Annotated in this window: 25 protein-coding genes; 18 read left to right on the forward strand and 7 right to left on the reverse strand. The window is 53.8% G+C overall.

The features are described 5' to 3' along the window. The first annotated feature begins 14 nt into the window (after positions 1 to 14). The 3 genes from JOE21_RS09285 (at position 15) to JOE21_RS09295 (ending at position 2097) form a co-directional block, all read left to right on the forward strand. Positions 15 to 1013: a heme ABC transporter ATP-binding protein gene (locus JOE21_RS09285; RefSeq protein WP_309865136.1), complete on the forward strand. Its 999-nt coding sequence runs from the start codon at positions 15 to 17 to the stop codon at positions 1011 to 1013. Beyond that, a complete protein-coding gene (locus JOE21_RS09290) occupies positions 988 to 1545 on the forward strand; it encodes a cob(I)yrinic acid a,c-diamide adenosyltransferase (RefSeq protein ID WP_309865139.1) in 558 nt (185 codons plus the stop codon). The genes JOE21_RS09285 and JOE21_RS09290 overlap by 26 nt, the downstream gene beginning before the upstream one ends. Positions 1546 to 1740: 195 nt before the next feature. Further along, the gene (locus tag JOE21_RS09295) at positions 1741 to 2097 is read left to right on the forward strand and encodes an arsenate reductase family protein (RefSeq protein ID WP_309865142.1); all 357 of its coding nucleotides are present in this window, start codon (positions 1741 to 1743) and stop codon (positions 2095 to 2097) included. A gap of 64 nt (positions 2098 to 2161) precedes the next feature. Here JOE21_RS09295 and JOE21_RS09300 read toward each other — a convergent pair whose 3' ends face one another. Continuing rightward, the gene (locus tag JOE21_RS09300; protein ID WP_309865145.1) at positions 2162 to 2677 is read right to left on the reverse strand and encodes a MogA/MoaB family molybdenum cofactor biosynthesis protein; all 516 of its coding nucleotides are present in this window, start codon (positions 2675 to 2677) and stop codon (positions 2162 to 2164) included. Between the two features lie 146 nt (positions 2678 to 2823). On the opposite strand from JOE21_RS09300, the gene JOE21_RS09305 reads away from it, so the two are divergent. Beyond that, positions 2824 to 4446 carry a thiamine pyrophosphate-binding protein gene (locus JOE21_RS09305; protein ID WP_309865148.1) on the forward strand — a complete coding sequence of 541 codons (1623 nt, stop codon included), beginning with the start codon at positions 2824 to 2826 and terminating at the stop codon, positions 4444 to 4446. Between the two features lie 64 nt (positions 4447 to 4510). Beyond that, the gene (locus JOE21_RS09310) at positions 4511 to 5191 is read left to right on the forward strand and encodes an SOS response-associated peptidase (RefSeq protein ID WP_309865152.1); all 681 of its coding nucleotides are present in this window, start codon (positions 4511 to 4513) and stop codon (positions 5189 to 5191) included. Between the two features lie 448 nt (positions 5192 to 5639). On the opposite strand, the gene JOE21_RS09315 is transcribed toward JOE21_RS09310, so the two are convergent. Beyond that, positions 5640 to 7235, reverse strand: a complete 1596-nt coding sequence (locus JOE21_RS09315) for a bifunctional metallophosphatase/5'-nucleotidase (protein WP_309865154.1) — start codon at positions 7233 to 7235, stop codon at positions 5640 to 5642. A gap of 309 nt (positions 7236 to 7544) precedes the next feature. Between JOE21_RS09315 and JOE21_RS09320 the strand changes: the two genes are divergently transcribed. The 5 genes from JOE21_RS09320 to JOE21_RS09340 all read left to right on the forward strand — a co-directional run bounded on the left by JOE21_RS09320 (position 7545) and on the right by JOE21_RS09340 (position 11166). Beyond that, positions 7545 to 8084, forward strand: coding sequence for a peroxiredoxin (locus tag JOE21_RS09320; protein ID WP_309865156.1), 540 nt, complete (start codon positions 7545 to 7547; stop codon positions 8082 to 8084). A 539-nt stretch (positions 8085 to 8623) separates the two neighbouring features. Then, a complete protein-coding gene (locus tag JOE21_RS09325; protein ID WP_309865158.1) occupies positions 8624 to 9076 on the forward strand; it encodes a redoxin domain-containing protein in 453 nt (150 codons plus the stop codon). A gap of 15 nt (positions 9077 to 9091) precedes the next feature. Then, entirely contained in the window at positions 9092 to 9478 is a 387-nt protein-coding gene (gcvH, locus tag JOE21_RS09330) for a glycine cleavage system protein GcvH (RefSeq protein WP_309865160.1), read from the forward strand. A 236-nt stretch (positions 9479 to 9714) separates the two neighbouring features. Continuing rightward, positions 9715 to 10131, forward strand: a complete 417-nt coding sequence (locus tag JOE21_RS09335; protein WP_309865163.1) for a hypothetical protein — start codon at positions 9715 to 9717, stop codon at positions 10129 to 10131. Positions 10132 to 10242: 111 nt separating this feature from the next. Further along, positions 10243 to 11166: a ketopantoate reductase family protein gene (locus JOE21_RS09340; RefSeq protein WP_309865166.1), complete on the forward strand. Its 924-nt coding sequence runs from the start codon at positions 10243 to 10245 to the stop codon at positions 11164 to 11166. A 98-nt stretch (positions 11167 to 11264) separates the two neighbouring features. Here JOE21_RS09340 and JOE21_RS09345 read toward each other — a convergent pair whose 3' ends face one another. Both JOE21_RS09345 and udk read right to left on the reverse strand, forming a co-directional pair. Next, positions 11265 to 11471, reverse strand: a complete 207-nt coding sequence (locus JOE21_RS09345; protein ID WP_309865168.1) for a hypothetical protein — start codon at positions 11469 to 11471, stop codon at positions 11265 to 11267. Positions 11472 to 11503: 32 nt separating this feature from the next. After that, positions 11504 to 12139 (reverse strand): uridine kinase, encoded by a 636-nt coding sequence (gene udk / locus JOE21_RS09350; protein WP_309865171.1) that lies wholly within the window; start codon positions 12137 to 12139, stop codon positions 11504 to 11506. Between the two features lie 156 nt (positions 12140 to 12295). On the opposite strand from udk, the gene JOE21_RS09355 reads away from it, so the two are divergent. The 3 genes from JOE21_RS09355 to JOE21_RS09365 are packed head-to-tail and all read left to right on the forward strand — an operon-like array spanning position 12296 to position 15453. Next, entirely contained in the window at positions 12296 to 13072 is a 777-nt protein-coding gene (locus JOE21_RS09355; protein ID WP_309865173.1) for a DeoR/GlpR family DNA-binding transcription regulator, read from the forward strand. Then, positions 13069 to 14019, forward strand: coding sequence for a 1-phosphofructokinase (gene pfkB, locus JOE21_RS09360; protein WP_309865175.1), 951 nt, complete (start codon positions 13069 to 13071; stop codon positions 14017 to 14019). The genes JOE21_RS09355 and pfkB overlap by 4 nt, the downstream gene beginning before the upstream one ends. Positions 14020 to 14052: 33 nt before the next feature. After that, complete coding sequence (locus tag JOE21_RS09365) at positions 14053 to 15453, forward strand: PTS fructose transporter subunit IIC (protein WP_309865178.1); 1401 nt, start codon at positions 14053 to 14055, stop codon at positions 15451 to 15453. A gap of 195 nt (positions 15454 to 15648) precedes the next feature. Here JOE21_RS09365 and pckA read toward each other — a convergent pair whose 3' ends face one another. Beyond that, complete coding sequence (gene pckA / locus JOE21_RS09370; RefSeq protein ID WP_309865180.1) at positions 15649 to 17226, reverse strand: phosphoenolpyruvate carboxykinase (ATP); 1578 nt, start codon at positions 17224 to 17226, stop codon at positions 15649 to 15651. A 214-nt stretch (positions 17227 to 17440) separates the two neighbouring features. Here pckA and JOE21_RS09375 point away from each other — a divergent pair, with 214 nt between their 5' ends. From JOE21_RS09375 to JOE21_RS09385, 3 genes are all read left to right on the forward strand, one after another. After that, a complete protein-coding gene (locus JOE21_RS09375) occupies positions 17441 to 17812 on the forward strand; it encodes a S1 RNA-binding domain-containing protein (RefSeq protein WP_309865183.1) in 372 nt (123 codons plus the stop codon). 289 nt (positions 17813 to 18101) lie between these two features. After that, positions 18102 to 19718, forward strand: a complete 1617-nt coding sequence (locus JOE21_RS09380; protein ID WP_309865185.1) for a protein kinase domain-containing protein — start codon at positions 18102 to 18104, stop codon at positions 19716 to 19718. Positions 19719 to 19820: 102 nt separating this feature from the next. Then, complete coding sequence (locus JOE21_RS09385) at positions 19821 to 21347, forward strand: protein kinase domain-containing protein (RefSeq protein ID WP_309865188.1); 1527 nt, start codon at positions 19821 to 19823, stop codon at positions 21345 to 21347. A gap of 187 nt (positions 21348 to 21534) precedes the next feature. Here the strand turns inward: JOE21_RS09385 and mnmM are convergent, their stop codons facing one another. Then, complete coding sequence (gene mnmM / locus JOE21_RS09390; protein WP_309865191.1) at positions 21535 to 22101, reverse strand: tRNA 5-(aminomethyl)-2-thiouridylate-methyltransferase MnmM; 567 nt, start codon at positions 22099 to 22101, stop codon at positions 21535 to 21537. Continuing rightward, on the reverse strand, positions 22101 to 23102 hold the full coding sequence (gene mnmL / locus JOE21_RS09395; RefSeq protein ID WP_309865193.1) for a tRNA modification radical SAM protein MnmL/YtqA: 1002 nt from the start codon (positions 23100 to 23102) through the stop codon (positions 22101 to 22103). Before mnmL ends, mnmM begins: the two co-directional genes overlap by 1 nt. A gap of 133 nt (positions 23103 to 23235) precedes the next feature. On the opposite strand from mnmL, the gene JOE21_RS09400 reads away from it, so the two are divergent. Both JOE21_RS09400 and JOE21_RS09405 read left to right on the forward strand, forming a co-directional pair. Next, the gene (locus tag JOE21_RS09400; protein ID WP_309865196.1) at positions 23236 to 23667 is read left to right on the forward strand and encodes a ferritin-like domain-containing protein; all 432 of its coding nucleotides are present in this window, start codon (positions 23236 to 23238) and stop codon (positions 23665 to 23667) included. 151 nt (positions 23668 to 23818) lie between these two features. Next, positions 23819 to 24691 (forward strand): DUF6612 family protein, encoded by an 873-nt coding sequence (locus JOE21_RS09405; RefSeq protein ID WP_309865199.1) that lies wholly within the window; start codon positions 23819 to 23821, stop codon positions 24689 to 24691. Positions 24692 to 25119 lie beyond the last annotated feature (428 nt).

A 25119-nucleotide genomic window follows, 5' to 3' on the forward strand; every position in this document is an offset into this window, starting at 1 on the left:
AAGGGGGGATGAATATGTTGGAAGCGATCAGGGTGAGTAAAAAGCGCAACGGGCGTCAGGTACTCCGGGACGTAAACCTAATGCTGGACAAAGGGGAAATGGTGGGAGTGATTGGGCCCAATGGTTGCGGCAAAACGACTCTGGTCCGGCTTTTGTGCGGAGAGGAGGAGCCGGATGGGGGAAAAGTCCGTTTCCAGGGGAAAGACATGGCCGCCTGGAACCAGCGGGAACGCGCGCGGCAGATGGCTGTGCTTCCACAGGAAGGGTTGCCGCCGATTTCGTTCACCGTGGAAGAAGTGGTGGCGATGGGACGCCATCCGCATCAGGGCATATGGCCATGGACGGTTCGCGATGACCATGAGACGGTAGACCGGGTGTTGGAACAGACCGGACTAACCGCCCGGCGCCACCGTCCCGTCCACCTGCTCAGTGGAGGTGAACGGCAACGGGTGGCCATTGCCAAGGCCATGGCCCAGGAACCCGCCTGCCTGTTGCTGGACGAACCGACCACGTTCCTGGATATCGCCCATCAGCTTTCCATCCTGGATCGCATCCAGCGCTGGCGACGGGAGTGCGGATTGGCGGTTTTGGTGGTGTTCCACGATCTGAACCTGGCCGCTCAGTATTGTGATCGCTTGCTGTTGATGAAAGAGGGAGCCGTTGTGATGGAGGGAACTCCCCCGGACGTGCTGCGCGCTTCCTGGATCGATGAAGTATACGGGGTGAAGCCGATTATCACGAACCATCCCGTCAGCGGTGTTCCCCAGGTGCTTCTTCAGCCGCAAGGAGAGAAGCTTCCTTTCCAGCTGGAGGTTTCGGCGCAACCGTCCCCCTTAAAAATCCATGCTTCAACCGGTCGAAAATCATCGGATCCTGTCGGGCTAGAGCCGATAAAGGGCTTTTTTTCCGTCACGGAACAGAAGCATTCACATCCGGTCCGGACACCCGCGTATCGGATTGAAATAACCGAGAATGGGAGGAAGACAGATGCGCATTTACACAAGAACAGGTGACGCCGGCCAGACCAGTGTCGTGGGGGGGCGGGTCGACAAAGACGATGTACGGGTGGAGGCTTACGGCACGACGGACGAGGTGAACGCCTTTGTCGGTGAAGCCATCATCCGGATGGATCCGGAGCGGCATGCCGATATGATTCGGGATTTGACCGAGGTCCAGCATGAACTGTTCGATGCCGGCGGGGACCTGGCTCAAGCGGGGCGAAAACGGCAATACAAGGTGACGGCAGGGATGGTGGATCGACTGGAACAGTGGATCGATCGTTATGACGGAGAGGCTCCTGAAATTCAACGGTTCGTTCTGCCAGGCGGTTCCCCGGTTTCCTCCGCCCTTCACGTCTGCCGCGTCCTCACCCGTCGGGCGGAACGCCGAGTGGTGAGTCTGGCCAAGGAGCAGGAGACCAATGACGAGGTTCGCCGCTACTTGAATCGCCTCTCCGATTTTTTCTTCGCCATCGCCCGTGCAGCCAATGTACGGGATCAAGTGGACGATGTGGAATATAAGCGGGGCGGCCAAGTATTTCGTTGACGGGAACGATGAGGCTGTCGGCGGGACTGATAGGGTTGCTATCGTGATCACGAACCCTGCCTGACGGTTTTTTTCAACCGGCTGGAGAGGGTTCTTTTTTTATGGTTGCTAAAAGTGGTGAAGCTGTCGGGGTACTTACCATTGGGTTATACTGAAGGGGATATGGCAAATCGCAACGAAGGAGGCATAAAGCCAATGGCATTACGGATGTATGAATATCCGCGCTGCGGGACATGCCGCAAGGCGAAAAAATATTTGGAGGCAAAGGGCATCGCCTATGAAGCCCGCCACATGGTAAACGAGCCTCCGACGAGGGAAGAGCTGACCCGGTTGGTGGAACAGAGCGGACTGCCTTTGCAGAAGTTTTTCAATACCAGCGGCAAAAAGTACCGTGAACTCAATCTAAAAGAGAAGCTGAAGGAAATGGACGACCGCGAGAAGCTGGAACTGCTGGCTTCCGACGGCATGCTGATCAAACGGCCCATCGTCACCGATGGAACAAACGTGACGGTGGGCTTCAACGAGCAAACCTTTGATAAAGTGTGGGGGTAGTCCTGTAGAGGTTTCGAAGAGCGAAGAAGCCCACCACCGGCCGTGAAGGCCGGTTTTTTTCTTGTCACCGGAGATCCTTGTCGATCTCGCGTTTCACATGGGTAAGCTCCGGGATGATCAACCGGGTCATGGCCAGTCGGACGGCTCCACTGGAACCAGGAACGGAGAAGACGGCGGTGTCGCGGTATACCCCAGCCACGGCACGACTCAAAATGGCGGCAGGGCCGATATCTTCGGTGAAGCTCAGATATCGGAAAAGTTCACCAAATCCGGGCATCTCTTTGTCCAAAAGCTCTCGTACCGCTTCCACCGTCGTATCTCGCTTGGCGATACCGGTTCCGCCGTTAAGGAGGATGGCTTCTACCTCGTCACGGTCTGCTCCCTGACGAATCAGAGACTGGATGGTTTCCATTTCATCCGGTACGATATGATAATCCACTACGTGATAATCGGCTTCCTCCAGCAGATTCCGCATCAGCTGACCGCTTTTGTCCGTCTCCGGCGTGCGGGTGTCCGACACGGTGACAATCATACAGGAGACGGTATCAGGGGCTTCTCGTCGATGTTGTTCAACAGACATCATGGACACTCCTTCAATCAGAATCGTTTCGGTTTGTTCCCTACCACTATAGAAGAAAAGTGCTTGTACTTCAACGGTCTTCTTTGAAGACGAATGAGTGTCGGGGGAGGTGACACAGACTATCTCTGGAAGGAGGAGGAAGCGATATGATCCAATCCCCTGTTATAACAAGGACAGCGGCCGATTTTGTGGTGGAGCAATTGGCGGCTTGGGGAGTGCGAACGATTTACGGAGTAACGGGTGATGCCACGTTGGTTTGGATGGATGCCTTGGCCCGGCAGGATCGGATTCGTTATATCGGTTGCCGATTGGAGATGACGGCTTCCTTAATGGCTTCCGCTGAGGCCAAATGGACGGGCCGGTTGGCCGTCTGCACTGCCACCAGCGGACCCGGTATCGGACTGTTGCTGAATGGTCTGGGTGATGCCGCCCAGGATCGGGCACCGGTTCTGGTTATTACCGGACAAGTGGCCAGAAAGGATATCGGAACCGGGGCCAAACAGGATATCGATCAACAGCAGTTGATCACACCCTTGGCCGTTTACTCTTCGTTGGTTGCCGATGCGGCCGGGTTGCCGATTCAATTGAATCTGGCCATGAAAAAGGCGCTGTCACAAGGTGGGGTCGCCCATCTCGCCATTCCCAAGGATTTGTGGCGGGAACCGGTGGACAGTCCACTCTTCCCGCCAGCACCCGACCGTTCCAATCCTCCGGTGGATCCATCCTCGCTCGCTCTGGCACAAACACAGATTCAAGAGTCTCAATTCCCGATCATTCTAGCAGGCCGTGGCGTCAAAGAATCTCAGGCTGAGTTATTGCGTCTCGCAGAAGCCCTGCAAGCCCCCATCATCACGACCCTGCCGGCCCGGCCTTATGTGCCCAATAACCATCCTTTGTTTGTCGGCGGATTGGGGCAGGCGGGAAGCGATATCGCTTCGGATTTGTTGAAAGAGGCGGATCTGTGTTTGGTTCTTGGTGCCACCTGGTGGCCGGAAGATTATGTTCCGGCGTCCATTCCGATCATCCAAGTGGACGCGGTACCGGATTCCATTGGTTTGACGAGGCCAGTGGAGGTGCCTTTAGTAGGAGAGATGACCGATGTATTGACCAATCTGACCGATGGATATACCCACGCTCCCAATCAGGCTTGGCAAAAGCGGGTTCAGTCTCTGCGACAACAGTGGAAAAGTCGGGTGGAAGCGGAGGCTGCTCAAAACGATACGCCCATCGCCCCGCAACGGGTGATGGCCGCACTCAGCCGCTGTGTGGCTCCGGATGCGATCATCGCTCTGGATGTGGGGGATCATGTCTTGTGGTTTAGCCGCATCTTTCAGGCACAAGCACAGGAGATTCTCCTTTCGGGCCGGTGGCGCACCTTGGGTTTCGGTTTGCCGGCCGCCATGGCAGCCGGACTCTCTCAGCCGCATCGGCAGGTGGTGGCTTTGGTGGGGGACGGCGGCTTCGGCATGACATTGACGGATCTGGCCACAGCCGTTGGATATGACATCCCCCTCACCATTGTCCTGATGAACAACGGAACGTTTGCGATGGAGCAAAACCGGATGTTGGCAGCCGGTTTATCCACACTGGGCAGCCAATTGCACAACCCCGATTTTGTCCGTATGGCGGAAGCCTTTGGAGCAGAAGGATTTCGGGTGGAAGAACCATCACAGTTGGAGCCGACCCTGTCAACGGCTTTGTCCTCCCGCCGGGTTTCCCTAGTGGATGTGCACTGTGCTGCTCCTGTCGTTCCCCATACAAAAAGTTGACCGGCAGGAGAGAATGAACAAAATAGGGAAATAGATTGGAAACCATTGAAAGCGGGGATCCAGCATGTGCGGACGTTTTACGCTTACCGTCGGTCTCGGTGAGATCCTGGAGCGATTCCAAGCGGAAATGGCGGGAGATTGGGAGCACACTCCCCGATTTAATGCGGCACCCACGCAGATGCTGCCCGTCGTGAAGGAAAAAGAAGATGGCTGCACCCGGGAACTGGTGCCGATGCGGTGGGGGTTGATTCCGCACTGGGCGAAGGATCACTCCATTGGGAACCGTTTGATCAATGCCCGCGGTGAAACGGTGGCCACCAAACCCGCTTTTCGCCGTTCCTTGAAACAGGCACGGTGCTTAATCCCGGCCGATGGATTTTTCGAATGGACCCGAGGGCCGGACGGCGCGAAGCACCCGCTGCGTATCATCCTGAAGAAAGAGGCATTGTTCGCCTTTGCCGGTTTGTGGGACCGCTGGGAAGATGCCGAGGGCTCGGTGATTCAATCCTTCACCATCATCACCACCCGTCCCAACGAAAAAATGGCCGAGGTACACGATCGCATGCCGGTGATTTTACATCCGGCGGAAGAATCGATGTGGCTGGACTCCCAGATACAGGATCCGGCCCTATTAACCCCGCTCTTGGAACCCTTCGATTCGGAAAAGATGGCGTTCTATCCGGTGGATCGCTTGGTTAATTCCCCCAAAAACGATGAACCTGCGTGTATTCGTCCCTTGACGTAAAGAAGACCCCCCGCTGTTCCTGGACGGTAGACAGCGGAGGGTCATTTCATTGGGATTTATTTCAGGTGGTGGTTAATGTAGCCCTTTGTCTCTTTGGATCTCCAATGTGATCGCTTTGGCTATACTTCCGCTGGCATGTTCCCCCTCGATATGGGTTACACCAACTAGGGGCCTGTCTGGTCATTCAATCTTCCCTGAGTAGAAGGGAGGGTCGGGTTGGCTTTTGGTTCGCCTTTGTACTCACAGAGCACAAGTCTCGCCTTGGTCGCTTCGTTCCCGGTCTCGCTATGCCCTTTTTGCAACGAAACGAAGACAGCCGTACCGACCTGGGATCTGGCACTACGGATTTATCGGACACGCCCTAAACGCTGTAGATTAGTGTAAAGCATGAGGGGAATGTTTTCTTTGTCACAAAAAGCCGAAGGCAAACATGCCTCCGGCTTCCCTGTTATGATGGGTTGATCCGCGTGATCCGCCCTTCGATTTCGTAAGAGAACGGCTGGGGGAGCTGACGGATATAATCGATCAGCGCTTGTAGATCGACCGGTCCCACCACTTGGTCGGTGGCTTCGGTGAAAACGGTGAAGCCGTCCCCGCCGGTGGCGATGAAACGGTTGGCGGTCACGGTATAGGCGGTGTCCGCTTCCACGACTGTGCCGTCCGCTTTCCGGATGTCAAGGACGCGATCCCCATGGGAACGGGAAGGGTCCCAGGTGTAAGTAAGGCCAGAAATCTGGAGAAAACGGGTGCGCCCGTCCTGCCACTGCTGTTCCAGGAGGCGTTTAATCTGGTCACCAGTCAACGTCATGGTTACCAATTCGTTACCGAACGGCTGCACGTTGTACAAGTCTCCCCAGGTAACGGTCCCCTCCCGGATATCTGCCCGGATCCCGCCGGGGTTCATAAAGGCGAAATCCGTATCCATCCGCTGACGTTGAGCATCCGCTACCAGATTGCCCAATGCGGATTCGCCGGCTTCATTGGGCTCACGGGAGATCGTTTGGCCGGCTTGCGCAATCTCCTCATTGATGATCGGCGCAACGATTTCTTCATATTTGGCGACCATCCGGGCGATCCGGCGGTCCGGTTTCATACCGGAGTGGAAGGTGGTCACCACTTCCGCTTCTTTGTGTGTGATGTCCCGGGTGCGTTTATCCAGTTTCAGGTCCACTTCGGCAAAGGCGGTGCCGCTGCTGTATGCCTGAACGATCAGCTTGCCGTCAACAGTGCCGTTCAGATAACGGTGAGAATGGCCGGCCAGGATGAGGTCCACTTCCTCATCCACCCCTTTGGCGATGTCGACGATGGGGCCTGTCATCTCACCGGTGGCCGTGTTCTGGGTGCCTCCTTCATGGGCGAGGACGATGATCGCTTTGACACCCTTTTTCTTCAACTTTTTCACTTCACGGTTGATCGATTCCGTTTCGTCCAGGAACTCGACATCTTTGACACCTTCGGGCATCACGATGCTGGGGGTGCTTTTGGTAACAACGCCGATAAACCCGACCGGGATTCCTTGGACCCGCTTAATGTGATGGGAGGGGAGGATGGTCTTCCCGGAATCTTTCCACACCACGTTGGCAACGGTATAAGGGAAATTGGCTCCCTTGAAATAGCCGGTTTTTTCGTGAGTTCCACCGTAGATCAGGCGGAACATTTCATCGACGCCTTCGTCAAATTCGTGGTTGCCGACGGTGCCCACATCAAATTTCAGTTTGTTTAGGACTTCAATGGTGGGCTCGTCCTGCAACAGGGATGAAATAGGGGCGCTGGCTCCCACCATGTCCCCTTGATGCACTTTCCACACATGTTTGTGATTCTTCTCCCGCTCTTTTATGTAGGCGGCCAAATAATCGGCTCGTCCCGCTTCCTGGCCTTCAATTTGCTGGCTCACATTTAATTGACCATGCAAATCGTTGAGGGCGAGGATTTTCAGATCCACCGCATTCGGTCCCTGGGCGGCTTCCACGGAGGTTACCGGTCCAAGCAGACAGGCGGTACACAACAAAACAATCAGAAACAGATGTCCCCATTTGATTCTCATGGCTTTCTCCCCTTATCCCGATTGGTGCTTTTTATAGTAAAGAACGAATATAAAGGTCCGATGGACCCGACGTAAAAGTTTTGACAAACAGGACGAATTTTCCTTCTTCCACAAGATCGAACAAGGGGTGAACAAACCCTGACAATCCGGAATTAGAATCATTCCCAACTTGTAAGCAGTCCAAAATAATGTTGACTTCTATGTCACAAGTGTTATTTTATAGTTGGGTCAAACCGGTTAACGGGTTTGTTTAACCGGTTCTTTGAACAAAAAGGGTAATGGACCCTATTTCAAGGAGGAACGGAAAAGATGGCAACTCGTTTGGTTGGATTACCTGCACCGGATTTCGAAATGGAGAGCACGAAAAATCTCGAAACGCTGGACGAAAAAGTGAAGCTTTCCGACTACGAGGGGAAATGGCTGGTTCTTTTCTTCTATCCCCTGGATTTCACCTTCGTATGCCCGACGGAAATCACGGCCCTGAGTGACCGCTATGAAGAGTTTGAAGATCTGGATACGGAGATCATCGGAGTCAGCACCGACAGCAAATTCTCCCACCGGGCTTGGATCAAGACTCCCCGGGATGAAAACGGACTGGGCGACATCAAGTATCCGCTGGGCGCCGACACGACCCACCAAGTCAGCCGCGATTACGGTGTGCTGCTGGAGGATGAAGGCATCGCCCTGCGCGGTCTGTTTATCATCGACCCCGAGGGGATTGTGCGCTACCAAGTGGTAACCGACAACAACATCGGCCGCAGCGTGGATGAAACCCTGCGCGTGCTGCAAGCGCTGCAGACCGGCGGCCTGTGCCCCTCCGACTGGAAACCGGGCCAGCAAACCCTTTGAGCGGACAGGGATAACAACAAGGGCCTAACTTGCCGTTAGGCCCTTTTTTGACACAATGGATAAGCGATTTTTACCAACACATACTAGGGCGTGTCTGAACAATCCGTAGGAGCGAGATTCCGGGCCGGTATGGCTGTCTTCGTTTCGTTGCAAAAAGCGCATAGCGAGACACGGGAACAAAGTGACCATGGCGAGACTTGTGCTCTGTGGGTACAAAGGCGAACCAAAAGCCAACCCGACCCTCCCTTTTTCTCACGGAAAATTGAATGACCAGACTCGCCCTAGTACTACAGTTGTACTGATAAGAGCAGCGCAGATGTGAGAAGGGAGGGTGGTGGGATGGCTGCGATCCTTTGCGCTTTTTGCAAGAGATCGAAGACAGCCCACCAGCCCGACCAACCCACGCTCCTATACTCGCTTCGCACAAATGCAACTGTAGTACTAGAGTCTATCGGATCTTCAATTTTTCTTGAGAACGCATTGTTTAATAAACGCCTTAGATTTTGGAGTTTGCGTGGTGGAAGGAGGAGGAATGCTTCATGGCACTGCGTCTGCGTACACCCATGCCTGAGTTGAAAGGGGCGACGGAATGGGTGAACGGCGAAGTGAACAACGAAGAGCTGAAAGGAAAGCCGGTTCTGGTCCACTTCTGGTCCATCAGCTGCGGTCTGTGCAAAGAGAACATGCCGGAAGTGCTGAAGATCCGGGATGAAAACCGGGATAAGGGTTTACGGGTGATCGGCATCCATATGCCCCGTTCCGAAAAGGATACCCAGATCGGACCCGTCAAGGAAACCATCGAAAAGTACGAAATGACCCATCCCCAGGCGATTGATAACCAGCACCGTATCGTGGATGCGTTTGAAAACCAGTTTGTTCCCGCATTTTATCTATTTGATGAGGAAGGTCAATTGCGCCACCGTTCCGCTGGCGAAAAAGCCCTGAAAATGATGGAGAAACCTCTCAAGCGCGTCTTGGGAATCAACGAGTAATCGGAGGGATGACGGATGAACCTGCCTAAGGAATTGCGTTACAGTGATGAGCACGAGTGGGTGAAACAAGAAGGGGGCAACAAAGTCCGGATCGGTATTACCGACTTTGCCCAGTCTGAACTGGGGGATATCGTTTTCGTGGAACTGCCGGAAGTGGGCGATGAACTGGAGGTCAACGAACCGTTCGGGAGTGTAGAATCCGTCAAAACGGTTTCCGAACTGTATGCGCCGGTCAGCGGAAAAGTGGTGGAAGTGAACGGAGAACTGGAAGACTCCCCGGAAAACGTCAATGAAGCTCCCTACGAAAGCGGATGGATGATCGTGGTGGAGATGACCGATTCCTCCGATCTGGACAAGCTGATGGAAGCGGACAAATACGAAGCAATGGTATCTACCGACTAAAAACCGTCGATCGTCCGTAACGGCGCCCCTGATTGAACAATCAGGGGTTTTTTCATTGACAGAATGCGGTGTTCAGGCAATTCGACAAAGGGATAAGACAAAAATCGACGGAATCAGATAGGTAAATTGAGTGGTTGTCTGAAACGCATCTTGTGGTACAATACCCATAAGCTATCACACAAATCCAATAATTCCGCTGATTGATCGCAAATCGGATGAGAGGTGGCGGGGGAGACATGGGCTTTTGCTGCGGTGCCACAATGGTAGGAGCAGTCGGAACGTTACGACAGGGTTCGACGTTGGTTCACAATGTTCCCCTGCTGTTCTGCCCGGTGTGCCACCATGTGGAGGTTCATCACGCCGTGGAGGACGAATTTCAGCTGATGCTGGAATACGCACAGGGGGACGGAGCGCGGGAAGTCAACTTGATCGACACCATCGAGCCGGACATGATCGCCGAATGGAAAGAATGTTGCACCAGCTTTCAGGATGGTCATCCGGAGGCGGTGTTACGGGAGCAGATCGATATGGCACTGGATTTGATGGGAGTGGCCAAGACACTGGGCGATAAGGAATGGGAAGATTCGTTGAAGGGCCGTCTTCACATATTGGGAAAACGATTTCAGCGTTATCAGAAGACCCAGATGCGCTAAGACACGGAGCCGCTCTAGTAAAGGGGGTTGCCCGCCGATTAACCGGTGGGCTTTCTGTTTTTTTCTGTATTATACTGATGAAGAAAATCGACCCGGACGGGAGGGTGAAAGATGCGAATATTGGTGGTGGGAGCCGGTGCCGTTGGCGGATATTTTGGCGGGCGTTTGGCTGAGGCGGGAAGGGATGTCACATTTTTGGTACGGGAGCGCCGCCGGCAGGAACTAAAAGAACGAGGGCTGGTCATCCGCAGCGTTCACGGCGATTGGCGGGAAGCGGTTTCCACTGTCGTTTCCGGTGAAGCGGCCGACCCGTTTGATCTGGTGCTGCTGGCGGTAAAAGCGTATTACCTGGAGGCGTCAATCAGGGACTTGGAACCTTATATCGGCGAAGAGACGCGGATCCTGCCTTTGCTCAACGGCGTCATCCATCTGGATCGTCTGCGGGAAGTCTTCGGGGAAGAACGGGTTCTGGGCGGATTGTGTTTTATCGAAACCACCTTAAACGCCCAGGGTGAGGTGGAACAATACAGTGAGCGTCACGATCTATTCTATGGAGCACTGACCGATGGACAGCAAAAATGGCTGCACCGCCTAGACGAGACATTTGCCGGGGTCCGGGCAGAGGTGCGACGCTCGGACGACATTCGCCGGGAGGTATGGAAAAAATACTTGTTTATCGCCACCTTCAGCGGAATTACCAGTTTGATGGGAAGCGCGATCGGACCGGTGAGAGAAACTGCGTCAGGGTTGGCGAGTCTCTCCCGGTTGTTTTCTGATATTGTCACCGCAGCCTCTGTTCGGGAACCGGAGCTGGTGCCGTCACTCAGGGAGGAGGTTTGGCGAACACTGGTGGAACTGGAACCATCGATGAAATCCTCCATGCTGCGGGATATGGAAAAGGGAACTGCCGTTGAAGTGGACCATCTTCATGGATCCCTGCTTGACCTGACCGGACCGGATACCGACCTTTCCCTGCTCCGAGCGGTGGTGGCACGTTTGAAAGTGTATGAAACGGTCCGCAGGATGGACAAATAATCGGAATTTGAAAAACACCGGATTTATCACCGGTGTTTTTTGGTTCACTTAAACAAGCTGGTGTGTGGAATCTGGCAGGTTAGGTGTAACCCATTTTTCTACCCGGCTGTCGGATAGGAACATGCCCCGTCCTCCTTGCGGTTGGATACGCGTACGATTCCTCTATCCCAATAGGCCAGGACGACCCATGCGAGCAGGATGACCCACAGCCAAACGGGAGTGAAATGGAGCAGGGCGAGGAACCCGGAAAAGAGGAGGCAGCTGAATCGGTTGAGCCATCCCGGTAACAGGGGGCAACAATCCAATCCTATGGAGAATCTCCCTGGGAAAACGAGCGTTAATGGAAAGGGCGGGCATTTTGGGAAACGATGGTCCGAATCTGGTTGACCAAGAGATCGACCGCCACCTGGTTGTAGCCCCCTTCGGGAATGATCAGATCGGCGTATCGCTTGCTGGGTTCAATAAACTGCTGATGCATAGGACGGACGACGGTGAGATACTGCTGTATGACGGAGTCGAGGCTACGCCCCCGCGTTTTCATGTCCCGTTCCAACCGGCGTAAGATGCGGACATCGGCATCTGTGTCGACGAAGACCTTGATGTCCATCATTTCCCGCAGTCCTTCGTCTTCCAGGATCAGAATCCCTTCCATAATGATGACATCCTTGGGGTGGATGGTCACCCTTTTGGGTGCACGGGTATGCAAGGAGTAATCGTACACTGGCTTTTCGATCGGTTCCCGTCGAAGCAGTTGATGCAGATGCTGAATCAATAGCTCATTGTCGAAAGCCAGCGGGTGGTCATAGTTCGTCTTGACCCGTTCTTCCAGAGGAAGATGGGCTTGGTCTTTATAATAAGCATCTTGCTCAATCAGGGCGACGGAGTCGGAAAAGCGTTCGCAGATATTGCGGGCGACAGTGGTTTTACCGGAACCACTCCCGCCGGCGACTCCGATGATAATCGGTCGCTTCATGGTTTTTTAACCCTTCCTAGAGGTAATCACTTTGCTGATCATAGCAATTTCAACCGTTGATTTCAAGCGGATCGTTGTGACGAAGGGAAGAAGTGGTTTCTTGTATGATCGTAATCGATCATATATAATCATAAATGAATGAAAAACGAAAAGAGAGTGATCAGATCCATGTTTGCTGAAGAGAGAAAACATCAGATTCTGCACTATATTGAGCAACAGGATCGTGCTTCCGTGGGAGAGTTGAGTGAGGCGTTCGGTGTGTCGGAGGTGACGATCCGGCGGGACCTGAAGGAACTGGAGCAAGAAGGGTTGTTGCGCCGGACACATGGGGGAGCGTTGTCCAATCGACCGGATACAGCGTTTGAGCCCAGCATGCTGGAAAAAGAGTCCTCTTTTGCCGGGGAAAAGGAACGGATTGTTCAGAAAGCGGCAGCGATGATTCAATCCGGTGAGACACTGTTCTTGGATTCGGGAACCACAGTTCTGGCTTTGGCCCGGTTGTTGCCTCCTATCCCGGGAGTGAAGGTGGTAACCAACTCCAACCCTGTTTTGCAAACGCTTTCGTCTGTGGAAAGCCTCGAACTGATCAGCACGGGCGGGACGGTACGTCCGGGGACGCAGTCCCTGGTGGGGCCGTTTGCGGAACAGGTGTTGCAATCGATACATGTAGACCGTCTGTTTCTGGGTATGAACGGAGTCCATCCGGAACGGGGGCTTACCACCCCCAACCTGATGGAAGCACGGATGAAACAATGGATGATCCGGTCGGCGAGGGAGGTGGTGCTGCTCTGTGATTCCAGCAAACTGGGACAGATGTCCTTTGCCCGCGTGGCGCCGGTCCAGGCGGTCCATCGTCTGGTGACGGATACGGGAGCATCGAAGGAGACGGTAAGGGCCATTGAGGAGCACGGGGTGGAGGTGATTTTGGCGTGAGTGATGCTGTGCATATATTAACGGTTACATTAAACCCGGCACTGGATAAAATGATCACCTTGCCTGCGCTGACACGGGGGGAGGTAAACCGGGCACAATCGGTCCGTGTGGACCCCGGCGGAAAAGGAATCAATGTGGCCCGCGCGTTGACGTTGTGGGGAGGCGATTCGTTGGCTGCAGGCTGGATCGGCAAACAAGACAGAGGCACACTGATCAGTCGTCTGCAGGATCGGGGTATTCCCGCCTCTTTTGTGGAGGTGGAGGGAGAGACTCGTACCAATCTCAAGATCATGGAGTCGAAAGCGGGCCGGGTTACCGACTTGAATGAACCGGGTTTTACTGTGGGAGCAAGCGAGATGGATCGATTGATGGAACAATATCGATCATGGCTGAAAATGACTTCCTGGGTGGTTCTTTCCGGCAGCCTCCCACCTGGATCCCCGTCAGATTGGTATTATCATTTGATCCGCGAAGCCCGTTCCCGGGACAAACCGGTGGTATTGGATACGTCCGGGGAAGCGCTGCAGGAGGGCCTGAAAGCGGTTCCGACTGTAGTAAAGCCCAACCGTGACGAGTTGGAAGGTTGGCTGGGAAAGCCGATCCGAGGGGACGACGATCTGTTGGAAGCCGCCTGCGGCTGGTTGCGAAAGGGAGTGGAATGGGTGGTGGTTTCCCTTGGTGCCGACGGCGCATGGTTTGTGACAGAAGAGGGGATTTACCGAAGCCGGCCGCCGGCGGTTGCCGACGCCCACCCCGTCGGTGCCGGTGATGCGATGGTAGCGGGGCTCGTTTGGGGATTGTCCCGTTCCATGTCCCCGGAGGAAATTGCCCGCTGGGCTACCGCTGCCGGAGCCCTTGCCGCATCCAAACCGGGTACCCAGTTCGGTACTTTTGAGGAGGTGAATCGCTGGGTTAAACGGGTGGCATTGCAACGGTGGGACCGATGAACGGAAAAGGAGAAACAAAAAGGAGGGTTTGTGATGAAGAAGTTGATCGCGGTGACCGGTTGTCCGACAGGGATCGCCCACACCTATATGGCGGCCGAATCCCTGCAGAAGGCGGCAAAAGCCAAAGGTATCGAGATCAAAGTGGAGACCCGCGGGGCGACCGGAGTGGAAAACCGCTTAACCGATGAGGACATACGCGAGGCCCATGCTATTATCCTTTCATCCGACGTGGATGCTGAAGAGGAGCGGTTTGCCGGTAAACCGGTCTTGCGGGTGGCCTTGCGGGAAGCCATCAAAGAAGGGGAGCGATTGATCGAGGAAGCGTTGGAGCAAAAAGCGTCACCGGTTGAGGCTAAAGAGGAGAAGGATGATTCCGATCCCATCCCCCAAGTGAAAAAAGAATCCCGCGTCGGTTTTTACAAACACTTGATGAACGGAGTCTCATTCATGATTCCCTTGGTGGTGGCCGGGGGCCTGATCATCGCCCTCTCTTTCACCTTTGGCATTAACGCCGCCGAAGAAGAGGGCTCTCTGGCCGCCAATCTGATGCTGATCGGCGGTGGAAGTGCTTTCGCTCTCATGGTGCCGGTGTTGGCCGGGTTCATTGCTTTCTCCATCGCCGACAAGGCAGGGCTGGCCCCCGGATTGGTCGGCGGAATGCTGGCTTCCCATACCGGGGCCGGTTTCCTCGGTGGGATTATCGCTGGTTTTCTCGCCGGTTATTTGGCCCGTTGGATGAAAGACCATATTCGTTTGCCCCGAAACTTGGAAGGGTTGAAGCCGATTTTGATCATTCCGCTGTTGGCGACGCTGGCGGTTGGATTGTTGATGTTGTACGTGATCGGAACCCCGATCAAAGGGGTTATGGACGCCATGACCGGCTGGCTGCAAAGTTTGGGCACAGGCAACGCTGCCCTGATGGGACTTCTGCTGGGAGCGATGATGGCTGTCGATATGGGCGGCCCCGTCAACAAGGCGGCCTACACCTTTGGTGTCGGGCTGCTGGGAAGCGAGATCTACGGTCCGATGGCCGCCGTCATGGCGGCGGGTATGACTCCGCCCCTGGGCATCTGGCTGGCCACCCTGGCGGCCAAGCGCAAGTTTAACCGGGAGGAGCGGGAAGCGGGCAAAGCAGCCGGTATCCTGGGACTCTCCTTTATCACCGAAGGAGCGATTCCCTTTGCCGCAGCAGATCCCTTCCGTGTGATTCCGGCTTGTGTCGCCGGCTCTGCAGTGACAGGCGCATTGGCTATGGGCCTGGGGAGCACCTTACGCGCACCCCATGGCGGTATCTTCGTCCTGCCGATCCCTAATGCCGTCGGCAATCTGGGGATGTTCGTCCTGGCCTTGGCAGCGGGGATGGCCGTAACCGCCTTGCTCTTGTGGCTGTTGAAGAAGGATTTGGAGGCAGACACCGCCAAATCCGCGGCGTAAGGGATTTGTAATCAATGGCGGGAATAGAAAAGCCAGCGATGGAACCGCTGGCTTTGTTCTATTTTGCAAAAGCTCCGGATCCGTGCTTCCATCCCCCTTGCAACAAAATAGCAAGTCAACGGTGACGGGACGAATCGTCATTTGAAACCGCAGAAAAAATAGAAATACCGTCCCGAATGGACGGTAAAGAAAGTGTTATATGCGTGGTCCTGCATTCCGGATGGCGTCTCCTACATCGGTGAACCTCCGGAAATTTTCCTGAAAGCGAAGAGCCAGTTCCCGCGCCTTTCGATCATAAGCGTCGGGATCATCCCAGGTTCGGCGGGGCTGCAGGATGTCCGACGGCACTGAGGGGCACGAATCGGGAATGTGAATGCCAAACACCGTGTCGGGGGTAAATCCGGCCTGATCCAGACTGCCATTCAGGGCGGATTTCACCATGGCACGGGTGTAGGCCAGTTTCATCCGTTGCCCGGTCCCGTAGGGGCCGCCGGACCAGCCGGTATTGACCAAGTAAACCCGGGATTGGTGGCGGGCTATTTTTTCCCCGAGCATCTCGGCGTACACCCGGGCCGGTCGTGGCAGGAAGGGGGCGCCGAAGCAGGTGGAAAAGGTGGTTTCCGGTTCGGTTACTCCCCGCTCTGTTCCAGCCAGCTTACTGGTGTAGCCGGATAAAAAATGATACATGGCTTGTTCCGGTGTTAGTTTGGCGATCGGGGGAAGGACTCCAAAGGCGTCTGCGGTTAAAAACAGGATGGTTTCCGGATGATCGCCTACTCCGGGGATGCGTGCACCGGGAATATAGTCCACCGGATAGGCGGCACGGGTATTCTCCGTATATACGGAACTGCTGTAGTCCGCTACCCCCCGTTCGTCGAGAGCCACGTTTTCCAGTACCGTTCCGAACCGGATGGCATTCCAGATCTGCGGTTCTTTCTCCTCCGACAGACCGATGCACTTGGCGTAACATCCGCCTTCGATGTTGAAAACACCGGTGTCCGACCAACCGTGTTCATCGTCTCCGATCAGTTGTCGGTCCGGATCGGCGGACAGGGTGGTTTTTCCCGTTCCCGACAATCCGAAGAAGAGGGCGGTATCACCATTGGTACCCCGATTGGCTGAACAGTGCATGGGAAGGACACCTTGATCCGGCAACAAATAGTTCATCACGCTGAAAATGGACTTTTTCATCTCACCGGCGTACTGGGTGCCGCCGATCAGGATGATGCGGCGTTCCAGGCTAACGGCGATAAACGTCTCCGACCGGGTTCCATCCCTCTTTGGATCCGCCAGAAAACCGGGAGCACTGATCACGGTAAATTCCGGTTGGTGACGGGCAAACTCCTCCTCTGTCGGTCGGACAAATAGCTGGCGGGCAAACAGATTGTGCCAAGCGTATTCATTAATCACCCGGAGTGGGAGACGGTGTTTACGGTCGCTTCCCGCAAAACCGTCAAAAATGAAGACATCTTTGTTCGCCAGATATTGCTGCACGGCTGTTGCCAGGTGGTCGAAGACAGCAGGCTCCATCGGGCGATTGACACTGCCCCAGTCAATATGATGGTGGACCGCTGGTTCGTCCACGAGATACTTGTCCTTGGGGGAACGGCCGGTGTACTTTCCGGTAGTGGCCATAAACGCGCCCGTGGACGTTAATCTTCCTTCTTTGCGATGAAGGGCTTGTTCAATCAATTGAGAAGTGGACAAATTGTTGTGAACGGTTCCATGAAAGGATCCGCTCACCGAACCGCTTACAAATACCTCGGTATCCATCGGTCCATCCTTTCCTTTGCGTTACCTTATTCATATGATTAGCGTTCATATTGGTACATTCCAACAGAAAAAGTATAACACATTGGAGGTTTTGTTGAAAACAATAGGGGGAATTCATCAGTAAGGAGTAGAGCTTTGGGTTGTTCTCCCATTGACTTCATCCTCAATAAGTGGTATCTTCATACAGAATGAATACCTTAGCGGGAGTGTTTGAATGAGTCAGCTAGCGGAAGGATCCGTCGTGAGCGGAGAAGTCGTCGCGATTAAACCCTTCGGGGCTTTCGTCAAATTGGAATCGGGGGAGACGGGCCTCATCCATATCTCTCAAATTTCCACCAAGTTTGTGGAGAAGGTGGAGGATGAATTGTCCGTTGGAGACACCGTTAAGGCCAAGGTGCTTTCCATCGATTCCTCAGGGAAGATCTCCCTCTCCATCAAAGCGCTCAGCGACGACCGTCCCCGTGGACCTCGCGGACGCCGCGGACGCGGAGGTGCGCCGGATTTCGAGGACATGATGAAAAAGTGGATGAAAAGTAGCGAAGAGCGTTTGAGCGCGTTGGCGGCCAAACAAAAGAAGGGGCGCTGAACGTTCAGTCGCTTGGATAAAGGGACATCTTCCGTTTATTTCGGAAGGTGTTTTTTATTATGGAGGCAAATTGATTGTTTTTTGAATTGGGACAAAATGATAGAATCAAAAAGCAAGCACCACCCTTTGTTCAGGGGAATCCTCCGGGTTACGAATCATAGCGAGACCCGGGAACGAAAGTGACCGTGGCGAGACTTGTGCTTCTATGAGTGCATAGCGAGACCCGGGAACGAAAGTGGCCGAGGCCAGACTGGTATTGAAAGTGCATATGCAAGAAAGGTGGATGCTGGTGGAAGGAAAGCGGTTGGGTGGGCGGTACGAGATCATCCAACGCGTCGGCGGCGGCGGGATGGCGGTGGTTTATCTGGCCATCGACCAGATGTTGGAGCGCCGTGTCGCGGTCAAAGTGATGAATGATTCCCTCAGCCATGATCAGGACTTTATCCGTCGATTTCATCGGGAAGCGAAGGCTGCCGGGAGTTTATCCCATCCTAACGTCGTTAATGTGTACGATGTGGGTCGAGAAGGCGACACGCATTACATGGTGATGGAATTAATCAAGGGTACCAGCCTCATGGAAACCATTGAATCGAGGGGCTTTATTCCAGCTGAAGAGACGGCTCATATCGCGATTCAAATCTTGGAAGGGTTGGGGCATGCTCATGAAAACGGGATCGTTCATCGTGATGTGAAGCCTCACAATATCATGGCTACTCACGATGGGCGTTACAAGGTGATGGATTTCGGGGTTTCCCGTTTAGCCCGAGCTTCCACCATCACGCAGACGGGGTCTGTGATGGGCTCGGTTCATTATTTCTCACCGGAACAGGCTAAGGGAGCGGAGACCAGCAGTGCGTCCGATCTGTATTCCTTGGGCGTGGTGTTGTATGAGATGGTGACAGGCCGATTGCCGTTTGACAGCGATGAGGCCATCGCCATAGCGTTAAAGCACCTGCAGCAACCGGTCCCGGATCCCCGAACCATCCGTCCCGAACTGCCGGAGCCCCTGTGTCAAGTTATCTTCCGCGCGATGGAGAAAGATCCTCAGGATCGATATCAATCGGCACAGGAAATGATCGCCGACCTGAAGGCTTTTTTGGGAGGACAACCGCTGGGCGCCACCAGTGCACCAGCGGCAGCCGGGGGCGTCTGGGAGCGGGAACGCGATCAAGGAACCGGTCACCAGAACCCCCCGGAAGAATGGGAACAGGAGACGGTTTCCCGGAAAACGGATCCTCTCATGGAATCTCGTCTCACAGGGAGAAAAGGAAAAAAACGAAGTGGGAAGAAACGATGGATCCTGGCGGTGGCGGCGGCTTTATTGCTGTTAGCAGGGATAAGTTATGGTTTATTGGGTGATTTTCAGGAATCCGCTGCCGAAGATGGATACCCGGAAGGAGAGGAGACGGAGAACGGAGGAGCCGGATCCGAAGAGCCGGATGAGGAGGCGGTCAATCCCGATGATTCCGCCGATTCCAGTGAACCGGCGCCCGGGGAAGGTTCGTCTTCACCCGGGTCCCCCGGATCCTCTGATTCCTCACAAACGCCGTCTCAACAGGAGGAACCAGACGAATACGACTGGTGGGTGGACAAGCCTCAGGGGTACAATGAAAACAGTAGTTTCCGCAATATCAATAAAACCGGATCACGCGGCAATTACAACGTCAGCTTAAACACCAGTGTGGAGGGCCAGTTTTCCTACGAGGTGTTTGTCTCGGACGGAAAAGGAAAGCGAAAAATAAAAACCGGTCAGGTGCCGGTTCCCTACTCTGAGGAAGAATACACCGCCGTTAGCTTCGGGGTTTCCGTTCCGGCGGAAGAGATTCCTAGTCGTGGGTTGATCAAGATCGTCATCTTTTCAAGCGCGGCAGATGAAGTGGAACACTTGTTGGAACAGTGGGATTGATGGTGAAGTCCGAGCTGCTGATCGATGTTCGGTTAGCAGTTTTTTTATCATCCAAACGGATAGGGATGGAAACGTTCATGGATGTCGGAAGGAGAAAGGGTGATGGTCTTGGAGGGCAAAACGCTGGGAGGACGGTACGAAGTCATCCAACGCGTCGGCGGCGGCGGGATGGCGGTGGTCTATCTGGCCATCGACCGGATGCTGAAGCGCCGTGTTGCGATAAAAGTGATGAACGATTCCCTCAGTCACGACCAGGACTTTATCCGTCGATTTCATCGAGAAGCCAGGGCTGCAGGAAGCTTGTCCCATCCCAACATCGTCAATGTGTACGATGTCAGTTGCGAAGGGGACACCCACTACATGGTGATGGAATTCATCCAGGGCGAAAGTCTGATGGAGAAGATCCGATCGGCAGGTTTCATCCCAGCCGAGGAAGCGGCCCGGATCTCCCTACAGATTCTGGAGGGTTTGAGACATGTCCATAAAAACGGAATTATTCATCGTGATGTGAAGCCCCACAATATCATGTCTACTCGAGACGGACGTTATAAAGTGACTGATTTCGGCGTGTCTCGTCTGTCACGCGCTTCTGCCATCACCCAGACTGGATACGTGATGGGGTCGGTTCATTATTTCTCACCGGAGCAGGCTAAGGGTACGAAAACGAGCCGCACGTCGGATCTGTATTCCCTGGGTGTCGTGTTATTCGAGATGGTGACGGGTTGTCTCCCCTTCGAGAGTAATGAGGCGATCGCCATCGCCCTGAAACACATACAGGATCCGACACCGGATCCCCGGACGATTCGGCCGGAGATCCCGGAACCGTTGTGTCAAGTGATCTTCCGGGCGATGGCAAAAGATCCGTCGGGTCGGTACCAATCAGCGGATGAAATGATTGCCGATCTAAAGGCTTTTTTAAATGGCCAGCCATTGGAGAAAAAGCAATCCGCAGCGACAGGGGAGACCGTGAGGCAAAAGAGTCATCTGGACTCTGGGAAGGAGAATCATACGGTTACCCGATGGAAAGCGCCGTTGGATTTACACTTGTTAAAGAAGAAAATCATGCAACTTGAAGGGAAAAAGAAGTGGATCCTGGCGGTGGCAGCGGCATTGTTGTTGTTCGCTTTTATCGGCATTTATCTATCGTACGATTCGCAAAAGACAGCGGCCGAAGGGGTGGAGTCCGCGGATAAAGCGCCAGACAGCGCTACGTATGTTCAAAAGGAGTTGTCCGATTCATCCGGTAACAGCGACTCACCGGATTCGTCTCCGTCATCGCCTGAGGAAGAGCTGGACGAATATAATTGGTGGGCCGATACTCCCAGCAACGACAGCTTCTGGGATATCACTTCCCTTACGGAGGGTACTTCCGGGAATTACTACATCGAGGTAAGCACTCATTCATCCATGGGGCAGTTTTATTATGATGTCATAATCGCTGACGGAAGGGGAGAACGAAAGTGGAATACGGGACAGGTGAATGTTCCTGAAGACGAAGGGGAATTCACACGGGTTGAATTTACCGTTTCCATTCCCTTGGAGGATCTGCCCAATCGGGGGGCTGTTAAGGTGATTATCTATTCCAATGATTTTGACCGGATTGAGCACGTATTGCAACGTTGGGGATGACGGCTGATCTACAGAAAGGGTGTGATGCCGTTTAAAGGGCCCTTTGAGGAGTCGATCTCCCCTCCTGGAGATCTCCCATAATAAATATAATAAAAAGCCAGAATCCCCAACGGTATCCGGGGATTCTGGCTTTTTAAGCTTTTTCTTTTTCACGAAGTCATGAGCCGGAACATCCGGTCCATACCCTTTAACGCTTACATACTGCCGTTAATAGGGGTGCATGTTCCCGGTTGAGGATTTGATAGCGAACCGTCTGATACTGTTTCGGATCCAGCTCTTCCAACCACATCAACACCCGATCCGCTTCCGTTTGTCCGCCGGGATGACCCGTGTAAAGGACAGCGGTCAGGATTCCACCGGGGTGGAGCATCTCCGCTGCTTGCCGCATGGCATCCAGCGTGGCTTCCGGTTGAGTCGTAATGGCCGGGTCGCCATGAGGGAGGTAGCCTAGATTAAACATGGCAGCATCAATATGGAGCACGCCTTGGCTGTATAAATGGTGTTTCATCTTTTCGTGGCTGTCGTGGAAAAGGACGACACGGTGGGCGAGGGACTCTTTTTCCAAGCGAAGTCGGCTTCGCGTGACCGCCTCCTCCTGGATGTCGAAACCGAATACACGTCCCGCGTTCCCTACATGATCGGCCAGGAAGCGGAGGTCGTGACCGTTTCCCATTGTGGCGTCGACAGCTGTCCCACCTGTAGGCAATCGTTCGGACACCCACTCGTGGGTTTGCTCTAAAATGCCAGGAAGCATCAGGGCTTCTCACCCGCCCACGCCGGCAGAAGTGACGGTGTGGAAGGAGACCACTTTTTCCCCTGCCAGGACCCGCGCCGCTCCAGTTCGTCGTCGATGGCGTTCAGCGCCTCCCACTTTTTTGTGCTCCACATGGGACCGATCATCAAATCCGGCGGACCGTCCCCCGTCACCCGATGGATCACCATCTGCGGCGGCAGCATTTCCAGTGTGTCCACCACCAGGCGCACATACGTCTCCCGATCCAGGAACTGGAGCAGTCCTTCCCGATATTGCCGGACCATGGGCGTCTTTTTTAAAAGGTGGAGAGAGTGAATCTTGATTCCCTGAATATCCATACCGGCACAAGCACGCGCTGTTTCCAACATCATCTCCTCGGTCTCCTGCGGCAATCCGTAAATAATGTGGGCGCATGTACGGATGTTTCGCTCTCTCAGTTTGGCGACCCCTTCCAGAAAACACGCATAATCGTGGCCGCGGTTGATCAAATCCGAGGTCGAATCATGAACGGTTTGCAAACCCAATTCCACCCACAGATAGGTTCGTTCGTTCAGTTCTTCCAGCAAATCCAGCACATCCTCCGGCAAGCAGTCCGGACGGGTGGCGATGGAAAGGCCAACCACATTTTCCTGTTCCAAAATGCACTCGTACATGGGCCGCAGTTCTTCGGCAGGGGCGTAGGTGTTGCTGAATGCCTGGAAGTAACCCAGATATTTGGCCTGGGGCCATTTTTGATGAAGACGCTCTTTTACCCGCTGAAACTGTTCGACCAGGTCCTGTCGCCGGTCACCGGCAAAATCTCCGGAACCACGCGGACTGCAGAACGTGCACCCGCCGGATGCGACAGTGCCGTCCCGGTTGGGACAGGTGAATCCACCGTCCAGGGGCACCTTGAAGATCTTTTCTCCGAATCGGGTGCGCAGATGGTGGTTCCATGTATGATAACGCTTGTCCCCCCAGATCAGGGGAATAGGTTTAGATATGCGGTTCGATACGTGCATCAGCAACCATCCTTTAACAACCAGTCTGCACTCATTATACACCACGGGTGGAGGATCCCAAGTTTGATTCTAGTATGGGCCGGGAAAATAGATACCGAGGATGAACCGCATCGTTTGGAAAGGAGAGGTTTCATTGAATCAGGAGATCCGAGCGCTGATTGATGGTTTGAACGAAGATTTGGCGTATGAGTATGCTGCCGTGATCACTTACACCTACAACGCCGCCGTGGTTTACGGCTTGGCTCGTCCGGTGTTGAAGCCTTTCTTTGAATCGGAAGCCCAGGATGAAATGAAGCATGCCAGTTATCTATCGGAGAAAATCGCTTCCCTGGGAGGCGTACCGGTAGTGAAACCGACAGAAGTGAAGCAAGCGGCCGATGTGAGAGAAATGCTGGAAAATGCAATTGCGGATGAAGAGGCTACCATCAAGCGATATATGGAACGGATTGATCAGGCGGAAAAAGCACGTCAATACGGCCTCAAGATTGAGCTGGAAGATATGGTGGCCGATGAGTCCAACCATAAAGAAGAATTGCAACGTTTATTAAACGATCCTCGTTTATAACCATACAAGAAACGAACCGTAACCCTGAATAGGTTGCGGTTTTTTGGTGTGCCGGGTATGCTGATAGCGGGAGAAAGGTCGAAAATAGTCGATCGGCCGTTATGGTCCGGTGTTTTTATATGGTTATGGTTTGCGGAAAGGGGACTGTCCGATGAAAAAACCGCTACACTTATGTTTGTTGTTGATTTTTTTGGTCATGATTACAGGCTGTTCTCTGTTTGGCGGCGCTGAACCGGAAGAGTCGGGTCAGGCGAAGGCGGAAGCGGATCGTCCAACCCCGCCCGCCATGGAAATCCTTCAGAATGCGGAAGAGTCGATGATGGACATCAAGGGTGTCCGTTATGATGTGGCAGGTGACCAAAATCTTCGGCTGGCCCAGGACGGGAAAATGGAAACGGCCTCGATGGATTTTAACGCGGGATTGCATCTGGCACGGGATCCCTTTGGCATTCATTTGAAAGGGTATATGAATACGGATACCGATACCGTGCCCATGGAAACCTACCTATCAGAGGGTGTTTGGTATAACCGAATGGATCAAGGGGACTGGATGCGGACAAAAGGACCGTCCTTTGGAGAGGGCCAGGGACAAACACCGCTACCCACTGAATCGTTAAAACAGCTTCGATTGGTATTGGAAAAGCAATCCAATGGCGGCGAGGGTGTCCGTATGACAGCGGAAGAGGAATCCTATGTACTGGAAATGAATCTATCGGAAGAAGGCTTGAAAAAACAACTGGGTGACGATTACAAAAAAATACGAAAAGAACTGGAACCGTCCTGGGCGGAAATCGGGCTCCCTCTGGCAGATCGGGATGCCCGCCTGGTTCAGGTCAATAGGCGGATCTCAGTGGACAAGGAGACGTTTATGCCGACACAGATCGATCATTTGACCGTCTGGGAAATTCCATTGGAAAAAGGTTCTGTAACACTGGAACAAAACATGATTATGTCCTATGCCGGTGAATCGACGGAGTCGGTTACCGTACCGCAGGAAGTGAAAGAGAACGCCCGTGATCGTTGATCTTACGAATGATATCGAGAACCGCTGTCCCTGGGATAGCGGTTTTTTTCTGTCCCCTTTTCTGTTTTGAACAGCAAGCCGAAAAGCGTTTCATCTGTTATAATGACTTATTCCGATCTGTACTATAACCTGTAGTATCGTTGCTTTACATAGGAAACATCTTGAATTTTACTGGTATTGACGAGGTTTTTTGTGGGGTGTATCATGCAAATGTAAAGATTGTCACCAAACCGGGGCTCAGCGGCTTCATTTTGTAAAAAGGAGCCATTTTTGTCTGTTCGTTGGTCGCGGGAAGAAGTTTTTGCTCTTCGCGTGTCGGGAACGTACCATTGAGACCGTTTGCTTCCGGCTTATCCGGCATTTCCCCCGAATTCGCATGGGCGTCGGGTGAAATTGGCAGGATAAAGGGATGAACGAGATTTCAGCCC

Source organism: Desmospora profundinema, from assembly GCF_031454155.1.
GTDB lineage: Bacteria > Bacillota > Bacilli > Thermoactinomycetales > DSM-45169 > Desmospora > Desmospora profundinema.